8 protein-coding genes are annotated in these 12,387 nt (G+C 72.8%); 1 reads left to right on the forward strand and 7 read right to left on the reverse strand.

The genetic code is table 11. From position 1 onward, the window contains the following. The 7 genes from AC067Z_RS05100 to AC067Z_RS05130 all read right to left on the reverse strand — a co-directional run. On the reverse strand, positions 1 to 368 hold a 368-nt coding region (locus AC067Z_RS05100; RefSeq protein WP_478788069.1), incomplete at its 3' end, for a WXG100-like domain-containing protein. A gap of 325 nt (positions 369 to 693) precedes the next feature. Continuing rightward, positions 694 to 2,592, reverse strand: coding sequence for a DNA primase (gene dnaG, locus AC067Z_RS05105; RefSeq protein ID WP_478788070.1), 1,899 nt, complete (start codon positions 2,590 to 2,592; stop codon positions 694 to 696). A gap of 34 nt (positions 2,593 to 2,626) precedes the next feature. Then, positions 2,627 to 3,889 carry an NAD(P)/FAD-dependent oxidoreductase gene (locus AC067Z_RS05110; protein WP_478788071.1) on the reverse strand — a complete coding sequence of 421 codons (1,263 nt, stop codon included), beginning with the start codon at positions 3,887 to 3,889 and terminating at the stop codon, positions 2,627 to 2,629. Between the two features lie 174 nt (positions 3,890 to 4,063). Next, positions 4,064 to 5,455, reverse strand: a complete 1,392-nt coding sequence (locus AC067Z_RS05115) for a deoxyguanosinetriphosphate triphosphohydrolase (RefSeq protein ID WP_478788072.1) — start codon at positions 5,453 to 5,455, stop codon at positions 4,064 to 4,066. Between the two features lie 139 nt (positions 5,456 to 5,594). Next, positions 5,595 to 6,353 carry a sirohydrochlorin chelatase gene (locus AC067Z_RS05120; protein ID WP_478788073.1) on the reverse strand — a complete coding sequence of 253 codons (759 nt, stop codon included), beginning with the start codon at positions 6,351 to 6,353 and terminating at the stop codon, positions 5,595 to 5,597. A gap of 399 nt (positions 6,354 to 6,752) precedes the next feature. Beyond that, a complete protein-coding gene (locus AC067Z_RS05125; protein ID WP_478788074.1) occupies positions 6,753 to 10,451 on the reverse strand; it encodes a S8 family serine peptidase in 3,699 nt (1,232 codons plus the stop codon). Positions 10,452 to 10,926: 475 nt separating this feature from the next. Further along, positions 10,927 to 11,592, reverse strand: coding sequence for a hypothetical protein (locus AC067Z_RS05130; RefSeq protein ID WP_478788471.1), 666 nt, complete (start codon positions 11,590 to 11,592; stop codon positions 10,927 to 10,929). Positions 11,593 to 11,772: 180 nt separating this feature from the next. Here AC067Z_RS05130 and AC067Z_RS05135 point away from each other — a divergent pair, with 180 nt between their 5' ends. Then, on the forward strand, positions 11,773 to 12,387 hold the full coding sequence (locus AC067Z_RS05135) for a SanA/YdcF family protein (RefSeq protein ID WP_478788472.1): 615 nt from the start codon (positions 11,773 to 11,775) through the stop codon (positions 12,385 to 12,387).

Genomic DNA, 12,387 nt, shown 5'->3' on the forward strand with positions numbered 1-12,387 from the left:
GCCAGCGTGATGCCCACCGTGGCGCACAGGTCCGCCAGTTCCGCCACCGCCGCGATCTTCCGCGCGACGATGATGTCCGCCACCCGGTCCAGCGCACCGGCCACCAAACGCGCCGCCTTCGCCAGGTCCTTGTGCTTGCCCTGCACCTTCGACCAGTGCTTGTCCAGCGCGGTCAGCGACTCGCTCCGCCCCGTGGACAGCAGCTTCTGAATGTGCCCGTACGCGGCCCCCGCGTCCTCGTCCGCATCGTCCGCGAACTCCCGCAACGAGTCCGCCATGTCGCGGTACGCGTCCTCGTCCACATTCGGCCAGCCCACACCGACCACATCGAGCATCGTGTCGACGCCCTCAGGAATCGTGTACCCCACGACGCAACCGCCCCCGTTCCCACCTGCAAGCACAAAATCCGACGATCACCCTTTCATGTGACGCGCCGTCGGACCCCACCGGTTCCCCCGCTCCGCTCAACCGGGCTCCCCGCAGCGGGACTTCCTGGCCCTTCGGCGGATCGGTTCGCAGCGGGATCAGGTGTATTCAAGCGGTGCACCGGTGCTCGTGACGGAGGGGCACCCGCTCCTGTACGGCCTACGGGACGGGAGCTTGACGCCGATGGATGCCGACACCCGCCCCGAGGCACGGTGTTGAGGTCATGGACAGGGAGGAGGACGCCGCCGCGCCGGGCCGAGCGGCGCGCTACAGCGCCGCCGCTCCCTGGTTGCGCAAGGACTGGGCGTACTGCTGGAGCACCCACAGTTCGCCCGCGACCGACGCGTGCTGTTCCGGGTCCGCGTGGGCGCCCAGGCGTGCCAGGGTGCCCTGGACGTCGCGGATGCGGCGGTCGACCGCACGGAGGCGGACCTGGACCAGTTGCATGCCCGCGTAGACCTCGTCGACCGTGCGGGCGTGGACCGCTTCGACGGCCAGTTCCGTGACCAGGGCGCGCACCGTGTCGTTCGGTGCGGTGTCGCGGACGCGGGTGACATAGCCGGGGGTGTCCTCGGCGCCCTGCTCCGCGCCGCCCGCCTCCATGATGGTCTGGCGGACCGCGGCGTACGGCGGGGCGGTGAACTCGTCCGCCCCGTAGGCGTCGAACGCCGGGGAGACCAGGGCGGGGTGCTGGAGCGCGAGCTTGAGCAGTTCGCGCTCGGTGCGGTGGGCGGGGCTGCGGAGATTGAGCGCAGGGCCGGCGGGGGTCCGCGGGGCGCTCGGTGTCTCGTACGCAGAGGGCCGCTGCGCCGGCGCGGGCCCCCGGCCGCCCCTTTCGCGTGCCCAACGGGCCAGCTGCGCCACCCGCTTGACCACGAACTGGGTGTCGAGGATGCCGAGGATGCCGGCGAGCTGGACGGCCGATTCGTGCTGGATGGCGCCGTTCTTGATGCCGGCGACGATCGGGGCGGCTTCGTCGAGGGCGGCGGCGCGGCCCGCGGGGGTCTCCAGATTGTGGCGGGCGACCATGTGGCGGATCGCGAACTCGAAGAGCGGGGTGCGGGTCTCGACGAGTTTCTGCACCGAGCCGTCGCCCTCGGCGAGGCGCAGTTCGCAGGGGTCCATGCCGCCGGGGGTGATCGCGATCGACGTCTCGGCGGCGAACTTCTGGTCGTCCTCGAATGCCCGCAGCGCGGCCTTCTGCCCGGCCGCGTCGCCGTCGAAGGTGAAGATCACCTCGGCGGTGGCGTTGTCCATCAGCAGACGGCGGAGGATCTTGATGTGGTCGCCGCCGAACGCGGTGCCGCAGGTCGCGATGGCGGTGGTGACACCCGCGAGGTGGCAGGCCATGACGTCGGTATAGCCCTCGACGACGACTGCCCTGCTGGTGCGGGCGATCTCCTTCTTGGCGAGGTCGATGCCGTACAGCACATGCGACTTCTTGTAGATCGCGGTCTCGGGGGTGTTCAGGTACTTCGGGCCGTTGTCGTCGTCGCGGAGCTTGCGGGCGCCGAAGCCGACGACCTCGCCGGTGATGTCGCGGATCGGCCACATCAGCCGGCCGCGGAAGCGGTCGATGGGGCCGCGGCGGCCCTCCTGGGAGAGGCCGGAGAGGGTCAGCTCCTTGTCGCTGAAGCCCTTGCCGCGCAGGAAGCGGGTGAGGTTGTCCCAGCCGGCGGGGCTGTATCCGACGCCGAAGTGCTGGGCGGCCGACTGGTCGAAACCCCGCTCGGCGAGGAACTTCCTGCCGATCTCCGCCTCCGGGCCGTCCAGCTGCTCCACGTAGAACTGCGCGGCGATCTTGTGTGCCTCGACCAGGCGGATCCGCTCGCCGCGCTGATGGGTCGGGTTGTACCCGCCCTCCTCGTAGCGCAGGGTGATGCCCGCCTGGGCGGCGAGGCGCTCGACCGTCTCCGAGAAGGAAAGATGGTCGATCTTCATCACGAAGGCGATCGTGTCGCCGCCCTCCTGGCAGCCGAAGCAGTGGAACAGGCCCTTGCTCGGGCTGACCTGGAAGGAGGGGGACTTCTCGTCGTGGAACGGGCACAGACCCTTGAGGTTGCCGCCGCCCGCATTGCGCAGCTGGAGGTACTCGGACACGACGGCGTCGATCGGGACCGCGTCCCGCACGGCCTTCACGTCGTCATCGTTGATCCTGCCTGCCACGCGTGAAGTCTACGGTGGCAGTCGGACACATTCGTCAGCCGTTCAGCTCGGTGAGCGCCACGCTCGGGTCGCCGAGCGCCTGCGGGTCCACCCGGGCCTTGGAGCGGATCAGCTGCTGGATGGGGTCGGTGACGTCCCACACATTGACGTTCATGCCCGCCAGCACGCGGCCGCCGCTGAGCCAGAAGGCGATGAACTCCCGCTTTCCCACGTCCCCGCGCAGCACCACCTGGTCGTAGGAGCCGGGCGGGGCCCAGCCGGAGTACTCCATGCCCAGGTCGTACTGGTCGGAGAAGAAGTACGGCACTCGGTCGTAGGAGACGTCCTGGCCGAGCATGGCGCGGGCGGCCGCCGGTCCGCCGTTCAGCGCGTTCGCCCAGTGCTCGACGCGCAGGCGTGTGCCGAGCAGCGGGTGCTGGACGGCGGCCGCGTCCCCCGCCGCGTAGATGTCGGGGTCGGAGGTGCGCAGGCTCGCGTCGACGGCGATGCCGCCGCCCTGGGCGCGCTCCGCGAGTTCCAGCCCGGCGCCCTCGGCGAGGGCGGTGCGCGGGGCCGCGCCGATCGCGGCGAGCACTTCGTGGGCCGGGTGTTCCTCGCCGTCGTCGGTGCGGACGGCGAGCACCAGGCCGTCCTGGCCGGTGATCTCGGTGAGCCGGGCGCCGAAGTGGAAGCGGACGCCGTGCTCGCGGTGCAGTTCGGCGAAGACCTGGCCCAGTTCGGGGCCGATGACCTGATGGAGGGGGGTGGCCTCCGGTTCGACGACGGTGACCTCGGCGCCGTAGCCGCGGGCGGCCGCGGCGACCTCCAGGCCGATCCATCCCGCGCCCGCGATGACCAGATGGCCGTTGTCGCGGCCGAGGGTGGCGAGCACCCGGCGCAGCCGGTCCGCGTGGGCGAGGCGGCGCAGGTGGTGGACGCCGGCGAGGTCGGTGCCGGGGATGTCGAGGCGGCGCGGTTCGGCGCCGGTGGCAAGGAGCAGCTTGTCGTAGTGGACGACGGTGCCGTCGCCGAGGCGGACGGACTTGGCCGCGCGGTCGATGGAGACCACCGTCTGGCCGAGGTGCAGTTCGATGTCGGAGCGGGCGTACCAGGCGGGTTCGTGGACGAAGACGCTGTCTCGCTCGTCCTTGCCGGTGAGGAAGCCCTTGGACAGCGGAGGACGTTCGTAGGGGTGGTCGCGCTCGTCGCCGATGAGGATCACCCGTCCGGTGAACCCTTCGGCTCGCAGCGTTTCGGCGGCCTTGGCCCCGGCCAGTCCCCCGCCGACGATGACGAATGTCCGATGTGCGTCGACCACGTGATGCCTCCTTGAGTCTCTCTTGAGTCTCTGCGCTGTTTGCCTCTGTGCTGCTCGGCCTTCAGCGAGCGTCCCGCACGGAGCGTGATGGCGGAAGAGGGGGTACTCCCCGAACGTCCCAAACCGGACGAAACGACAAACGATCACCGTACCCGGTGACTCCGTGGGCGGCGGTCAGCGGCGCCGGGGCAGCCGGGCGTGCAGCGTGCGGGCGGACGCGTCGGTGAGGGACGCGATCTGGTCGACGATCACGCGCTTGCGCGCCCGGTCGTCGGGGGCCGCGTCGAACATCGCCCTGAACTGCGGTTCGAGCACGTCCGGGGCGCGTGCGGTGAGCGCCTCGGCCAGTTCGGCGAGGACGACGCGCTGGTCGGCACGGAGGGCCTCCTGCTCGGCGCGCTGCATCACATAGCGGTCGGCGACGGCCTTGAGCACGGCGCACTCGTTGCGCGTGCCGCGGGGCACGACCAGTTCGGCGTCGTACCGGGTGAGCCTGCCGCTGCCGAACGCCTGGCGGGTGGCGCCCTCCGCGGCGAGCGCGAACCGGCCGATGAGCTGGCTGGTGGCGTCCTTGAGCCGGGCCTGGGCGACGGCCGAGCCGTCGTAGTGGTGCGGCCACCACGGCTGGTCGAGGAGCCGGTCGAGGGCCTCGGACAGCTCGGCCGCGTCGGTGTCCTTCGGTACGTACCGTCCGATGGCGACGGCCCAGATGGCGTCGCGCTCCACCGGGGACAGGAGACAGTTCGGGTCGATGTGCCCGGCGTGCAGTCCGTCCTCGACGTCGTGCACCGAGTACGCCACGTCGTCGGACCAGTCCATGACCTGTGCCTCGAAGCACTTGCGGTGCTCGGGCGCCCCGCGGCGCACCCAGGCGAAGACCGGCAGGTCGTCCTCGTACACCCCGAACTTCACGGAGGCGGGGTCGGAGGGGTGACCGCCGCGGGGCCAGGGGTACTTGGTGGCGGCGTCCAGCGCGGCCCGGGTGAGGTTGAGTCCGACGCTGACGGGCTCGCTGCTGCCGGGGATATGGACGAAGCGCTTCGGCTCGATGCGGGTGAGCAGGCGCAGCGACTGTGCATTGCCCTCGAAGCCGCCGCAGTCCTGGGCGAATTCGTTGAGCGCCTGCTCGCCGTTGTGGCCGAACGGCGGATGGCCCATGTCGTGGGCGAGGCAGGCCGCCTCGACCAGGTCGGGGTCGCAGCCGAGCGCCGCGCCCAGCTCCCGCCCGATCTGCGCGCACTCCAGCGAGTGGGTGAGACGGGTGCGGGGGCTGGCGTCCCAGGCATGGCTGCGCGTGCCGGGGGTGACCACCTGCGTCTTGCCGGCGAGCCGGCGCAGCGCCGAGGAGTGCAGGACACGGGCGCGGTCGCGCTGGAAGGCGGTGCGCCCCGGCCGCTTGTCGGGCTCGGGTGCCCAGCGCTCGACGTCGGCGGAGTCGTAGCCGTCGGGGGCGTGCGCGTCGAGGGCGGCCGGGTCGCCGGAGCGGGCGCCGGGAGCGGGCGGGGGTGCGTGCGGGTCGGGCGGCCGGGTGGTGCCGTCGGTGCCGGTGGTGCCAGTGCCATCCATGCACCGAAGGTAACCGGCCGCGATGACAGCCGGGACCAGGACGTGCAGGCGAGGTCCCGGGGCGGCGGCCGGAACGCGGCCCCGTGCGAGGTCCGGTGCGAGATCCGGTGAGGCCTCGGTGCGAGGCACGGCCGGCGTCTCAGGCGGCGGTGAGGTGCTCCTCGTGCCGGACGGGGAGGGTGTGGTGCAGAGCCTCGTCGTAGCGGTGGAGCAGCAGCCGGGCGAGCGCCGGGTGGGTGCCGAGGGGATCGGCGGCGATCCAGGGCGCGGCGGCGGCGCTGCGCGTGGCGAACAGGCCGGGCGCGGCGAAGTAGGAGGCGATCGCGATCCGGTGCCGGCCGCGGGCGGTGAGGGCGCGAACGGCGGCGGGAACGGTGGGCGCGAGCGCGGAGGCATACGCGGCGACGACGGGCACGCCGCCGAGCCGCTCGCCGAGCATGTCGGCCATGCGGCGGGTGTCCTTCGCCGACTCCGGGTCGCGGGACCCGGCGGACGCGAGCACCACGCCGGCGTTGCGGCCGGTGGCGTCGCCGGGTTGCCAGCCCGCCTCCGTCAGCCGGGAGCACAGGGCCTCCACGAGCAGCGGATGCGGTCCGAGCGGCCGGGCGATGCGCAGGTCCGTGCCGGGTGCCGCGGCGGCGGCGCGCGGGAGGTCGTGCTTGACGTGGTACCCGCGGCTCAGCAGCAGCGGCACGAGCACGGCGGGCGCGCCGCGCAGGCCGGCGAGGGTGTCGTCGAGGAGCGGTTCGTTCAGCTCTATGTGGCCGAGCCGGACATCGAGGCCGGGGCGGAGCTCCCGGACGCGTTCGAGGAGAGCGGCGACGGTGCGCAGGGCGCGCGGGTCGCGGCTGCCGTGGGCGACGGCGACGAGGGTGGGCCGATGGCGGGTCGGGGGCATGCGCTGCGGGTTCCGTTCAGTCGGACGTGACTCAGCTGACTGCCGAGCTGAGCGGTGATGCGGGTGAGCAGCTGCGCGGTGGTGTCGAACTGCGCGGAGCTCTCGTGCGGCATCGCGGTGTGGAGGGGCAGGGACTCACGAAGGTGTTCCGGCTCCGTCATGAACCGATCGTGACGGGCGCAGGTTGCCGGCTTGTTGCGTGAGGGTGACGGGTGCTTTCCTGCCGCTCACAGGGCATGCGGCCGTGCTGTCAGCGCGCGGCTGCCTCGGGAGGTACGCGGAACGCCCCGGCGGGCACCCGTTCCGGGGCACCTGCCGGGGCGTTCCGTTGTCGGCCCCAGGGCCTCTCGTTCGGATCTTGCCGGGCTCACTGATCCGGCCTGATCCGGACGAAGGCCCCTAGTGGGCCGGCCAGTGCGGCCACTCGGGGGCGTACGCGCACCAGTCCTCGGGGCAGCCGACCCGGTAGGCGCGCGTGACGGTCTCGGTGACCGACGCGCCGCCACGGTCCTCGGCGCTCACCCTGAGCGAGACCCAGCCCGTGCTCATCGCCGGTACGGTGACCTGCCGGGCGCCCGACCGCTCGCGGACCTGCGCCTGCTGCCAGGTGGCACCGTCGTCGGTGGAGAACTGCACGGACACCGCGTCCACGTCGCCGCCGCGCGCACCCTCCTGGTACCCGAAGCCGAGGCCGAAGGTGAACTCCCGGCCCTCGGGCACGGAGTTGTCCCCGTCGAGCCCCGCCAGGTCGTACCGAGTGTCGAGCAGCGGCAGCGGGCTCTCGTCACGGGTGTGCCCGGAACGGAAGCGCCAGACGTCCGAGACGCGGGTACCCAGCGGCCAGTCGTACACCTGGCGCTGCGCCGTGGAGCTCAGTTCGTACCACTGGCCCTGTGCCGGGACGTCGAAGACGCCCTGCCCCGGCCGGTCGTTGCGGCCGACGGTCCGGCCCGAGGAGTCGCGCAGCACGGTCTCTCCCGTGTCCAGGCCCCGCGCGGACTCCGACAGGTGGCCCGCCGCGTCGGAGAACATCGGCAGCGCGAGCCGCAGCTTGTCGCCGTCGCGGGTGGCCTGCGCCCGGCCGTCGAAGCCGGTCACCGACAACGAGGGGTTGAAGGGCGCGGTGAGCCAGTTGTCCCTGGCGGTCCGGCCCGTGCGGTGGACGGTCGGGTTGGTGAACTGGGTGCCGAGCAGGCTCTCGCCGTCGATGTCGTACTCGAAGGTGGCCGTCGTCCACGGCACGTCGGGCGTGTAGTAGGCCGTCGTGCGGTGCGGGGCTCGGAAGAGCGTCGACTGCTGGGCGAGTCGGATGCCGTGGTGGGTCACCCAGCCGTAGACGGCCTTGGGGTCGTTGGGGAAGCCGGTGGTGCGGAACGTCTGCTCGACGGGGGCCAGTTCCTTGCGCCGGTCCTGCCAGTGGGCACCGGCCGGTACGCCGTCGTCGTGGGCGTGGAAGGTGAAGTAGGTGCGTTCACCGTTGAGTGCGCCCTTGATCCGCAGGGTGACGTCGCCCTGGGCGAGCCGTTCCCGGAGCAGTTCGGGGCCCGGCTCGAAGATGCCGAGCGGCGGGTCGGTGATGTCGTAGTCCACCGAGCCCTCGCCCAGCAGGACCGCCGCCGGCCCCTGCGCCCTGATCGCCTCGTAACGGCTCGTGGCCTCGGCCCGCGGGACGCCCCAGCCCGGCTCGTACAGCACGATCCGGTCCTTGATCTCCAGGCCGGCGAGATCCGCGCCGGTCCCGGCGTCGGTGACCTTCGCCGTGACGTCCCACGCGTGACGCTTCCAGCTGATCAGCCGCACCGGGATGTCGACCGGGTCGGCACCCGTGACGGTGGACCGGACGTGGGGCTGCTCCCAGGAGCCCGCGGTGAAGAACGTCAGCCCCGGTATGCGGCCGCTGCCCGCCGCGTACGCCTTGTACGGGCCGTTGTAGAGCGGCGCCAGCAGTCCGACGGGGACGCCCTCGCCGGTGGAGGAGGCCAGACCGACGGACGAGCCGAACTCGTTGAACCTCATGTCCGGGTCGTCGATGCCCATGGTGACCGGCCGGGCGGTGGACAGATCGGGCTTGATGGTGCGGTCGCTCCGGAGTGTGAACCGCTCGGCCGACGAGACCGACGCCCTGGGGACGCTCGTACGGCCCTGCCGGACGTACTCCCAGACCCCGCCGAACACCCGGTAGTCGCCGACCGGCAGACGGATCTCCTCGGCGGCCGTGGTGACGCCGACGAGCTGTGCCTCGCCGGTCCTCTCGTTCTGGACGACGAGGTTGGTGTACGCCTCGTCGACGCCCGGACGCACGGCAGCCGGGTCGACGGTGAGCGTGGCACTCTCCGCCTCGGCGTCGACGCCGACGGGCGTGCGCACCGTGCCGGCGCCGCTGCCGCGAGCGGTGATCCAGGCGCTGTGGCTGCCGGAGCGGAGGCGGTCCTTGTCGATGCGCACCGTGGCCGTGGCGCTGCCGCCCGCGGGAACGGTCAGCTGTCGCTGCGCCAACGACAGCGCCGGTGCGCCGTCCAGCGAGAGCGAGAGCCTGACCGGCTTCGCCCCGTCATTGCGGTACGTGACCGTGCGGCGGACGTCCTCGGTGTACGGCCACAGCAGCTTCGCCGAGACCGCGGGCGGGGAGGCGGTGACGCGGGAGTCGAGCGCGCCGGGGACGTCCGTGCTGCCGGCGCCCTGGTCGTACACGCCCGCGCCGTCGACGGGGTCCGCGCTGCCGACGAGCGCCGCCTTGATGCGGGCGGCGTCCCAGTCGGGGTGCTGCTGCTTCACGATGGCGGCCGCGCCGGAGACGTGCGGGGTGGCCATGGAGGTGCCGTTCAACGTCGCGTAGTGCTCGCCGACGGCGGCGTCCGGCAGTGTGCCCGCGGCGCGGGCGGCGGTGATCGCGCTGCCGGGGGCGGTGATCTCCGGCTTGACCCCGCCGTCGGCGACGGCGGGTCCCCGTGAGGAGAACGGCGACATGGCGCCCTGCTTGGTGATCGAGCCGACGGTCAGCGCGCTGGGCGCGGCGGCCGGGGAGCCGATGGTGCGCGGGGCCCCGGAGTTGCCCGCGGCGACGACGAACAGCGGACCGCCGTCGGCGGACAGCGTCTCGACCGCCTGGGAGAGCGGGTCGGTGCCGTCGCTCGGCGCATCGGAGCCGAGGCTCATCGAGACGATGTCGGCCTTCTGGGCGGCGGCCCATTCCATGCCTTCGAGGATCCAGCTGACGTAGCCCGAGCCGCCGCCGTCGAGCACCTTGCCGACGATCAGATCGGCGCCCGGTGCCACGCCCTTGTAGCGGCCGCCGGATGCGGCGCCGTCGCCGGCGACCGTCGACGCCACATGGGTGCCGTGGCCGTTGCCGTCCCGGGTGTCCTCGTCCCAGGTGAAGTTCTTCTCCGCATAGACCTTGCCCCGGAGGTCGGGGTGCGCCGGGTCGTAGCCGGTGTCGAGCACCGCGACCTTCACGCCCTTGCCGTCGAGCCCCTTGCGCCAGGCCTCGGGCGCGCCGGTCATCGCCACGCTCCTGTCCAGGGCGGCGTCGACCTTGGCGTCCAGCCACAGCTTGCCCAGCGCGGCGGTGCGGCCGGCCGCTCCCGGCGCGACGAAGCCCCGCCAGGCGTCGGCGGCGTCGGACTTCCGCACGGTACGGGCCGTCAGACCGAGCCCGGCGAAGGCGTCCTCCTCGACGGAGCCGCGCAGCAGAGGGCTCGCCTGCTCGGTGGCGATCAGCGGGATGTCGTCGCGCGAGGCGTCGTCGTGGCCCTGTGCGACGAGTGCGGTGACGTCGAACAGCTGCCGGTCGAGCCGGCCTTCGGCCAGCGGCCCCGTGGCATCGGCCGGGATGACGTACTCGTGATCGCCGACCCTGGCCCGCGAGAAGGCCGTCGGTTCGCGGCCGGCGGCCGGGGTGACGCCGCTGACCTGCACGTCGTCCCCGCTGCCGGTGAAGCTCACCCGGTCACCGGTGACGAGGGTGACCGTCCCCTGCCCGGGCACGGCCGACGGCAGCGCCGCGCGCTGCCCCGGGCCGGAGCCGGCGGAGTCGGCCGCCTCGGCTCCCGCGGGCAGGCCGGTGGCCAGCACCGCCGCCGCGGTGGCCGCCACCACGGCGGCGGTCCTCGATCTCGCTCTCGGTCTCGGTCTCGCTCTCATCCGTTACGCCAACTCCCTCCGAAGGTCGGTGCCTGTGCACCAACGCACCATTGATGACCAGGAGTTGATGCCGCACCAGACAACGGAGGGGCGGATTCCCGCCATGGCGCATGCTCGCCACGGCGCGACAGGGGCAGCAGGGCAGGACAGGACTAGGTCCTGTCCGGGCGATCTTTGAGGATCAGCCCGCGGCGTCAGATGCACGGGGCCTCCCCCGGCCCGCCAGGGCCGAGGGGACGCATCGCAAGGCGGTGGGGGTACCCCCGGCCGAAGGCTGGGGGAGATCGTCCTCGTACTGGGTGTACTTGGGCGACTTTGACAACACAGCGTGGGGGTACTCCCCCTGGCTCCGCCGGGGGGACCCCCACCGGCCGAAGCTGGGGGGCGCCGTAGCTGTCGTCGCGGGCCCGAGAAGATCGCCCGGACAGGCCTAGGGGCGCTCCCCCGCCGGGCCGGACGCCAGCCAGACCCGCAGCGGGCCGACCGGTTCGCAGCCGTGGCGGAGTGCGGCGGCCAGGTCGTCGCCCGACTCGTAGCCGACGACCGGTGTGCCGGGCAGCTTCGACGCCACCGTCGCCAGGCAGCCCGCCCAGGCCGCGTCCGGGTCGCCGTCCACGGTGAACAGGTTCGAGATGCCGGCCGCCCCCGGCGTCCGGCTCAGCACGGCACCCGCGAGCACGCCGCCCGCCTCGTCGTGCACCGCCAGGACCGTCGTCGCCGGGTCCGACAGGAGCTCCGGGCGGAACAGGTCCGCCAGGCCCTGACCGCCGTCCCATGCCGCCGCCCATGCGGCAAGCCCGGCGGCCGTCCGCACCGGCGCCCAGGTGTCCGGGGCCGCGGGTGCGGGCAGTCCGGCGGGGCGGTACAGCCACTGCGCCTCGAACAGCACCTCGCATCCCGCCGGCGTCAGATCGAGCGACGCGAAGCTGTCCTTGACCGAGGCGCCCGGTCCGGCGGTGTCGATGCCGCCGATGACGTCCTGCAGGGTCACGTCCTCGGTGAGGGTCACGCCGTCCGGATACAGCGGTGGTGTGCGTCGGCCGTTCGTCCACGCGTGCGGGGCGAACACGCCCGGGATGCCGTGTGCGCGGCACATCGCCTCGCACCATTCCGCGTTGTTGCGGGCCGCGAGCCGCGCCCTGTCGTCTGTCACGGGCGGTGATCCTGCCAACATCGCGATCACACGGCGAACCTTTTCCGCAGGGACGTCGTCTGACTCCGCGTGAGAACACCCACGTTCACCCGCCGCGCCCAGCGGCGCATCGTCCAGGCCGTCATGCTCGGGTGCGTCCTCGCGCTCGCGCCCGCGACCTGGATGCACGCCGTCGCCGACAGCCGGGTGCGGGCGGTCGCCGACGTGCCCGCGCAGGACGTCGCCGTCGTCTTCGGCGCCGGGCTGTGGAACGGCCGCCCCACCCCCTACCTCGCCCATCGTCTCGACGCGGCGGCCGAGCTCTACCGGACCGGCAAGGTCAGGGTCGTCCTCGTCACGGGGGACAACAGTCGTGTCGAGTACGACGAGCCGGACGCGATGCGCACCTATCTCACCGAGCGCGGGGTCCCCGAGGGGCGGATCGTCAGCGACTACGCGGGCTTCGACACCTGGGACTCCTGCGTCCGCGCAAAGAAGATCTTCGGGGTGGAGCGTGCGGTGCTCGTGACCCAGGGGTTCCACATCCGGCGGGCGGTGGCGCTGTGCCGGTCCGCCGGGGTCGAGTCGTACGGCGTCGGTGTCGCCGAGCCGCACGACGCGACCTGGTACTACGGGGGCGTGCGGGAGATGTTCGCGGCGGGCAAGGGGTCGTTGGACGCCCTGTTCCGGCCCGATCCGCGGTTCCTGGGCGCGCAGGAGCCGGGCGTCCGCGACGCGCTGGAGGAGGCCGACCGCTGA

Source organism: Streptomyces sp. NPDC043812 (assembly GCF_056436245.1).

Excerpts from the sequence above, each read along its gene's own strand:
- AC067Z_RS05135 (WP_478788472.1), top strand. The coding sequence starts at position 11,773 with ATGCTCGGGTGCGTCCTCGCGCTCGCGCCCGCGACCTGGATGCACGCC.
- AC067Z_RS05120 (WP_478788073.1), bottom strand. The coding sequence starts at position 6,353 with ATGCCCCCGACCCGCCATCGGCCCACCCTCGTCGCCGTCGCCCACGGC.
- AC067Z_RS05130 (WP_478788471.1), bottom strand. The coding sequence starts at position 11,592 with ATGTGCCGCGCACACGGCATCCCGGGCGTGTTCGCCCCGCACGCGTGG.
- AC067Z_RS05115 (WP_478788072.1), bottom strand. The coding sequence starts at position 5,455 with ATGGATGGCACTGGCACCACCGGCACCGACGGCACCACCCGGCCGCCC.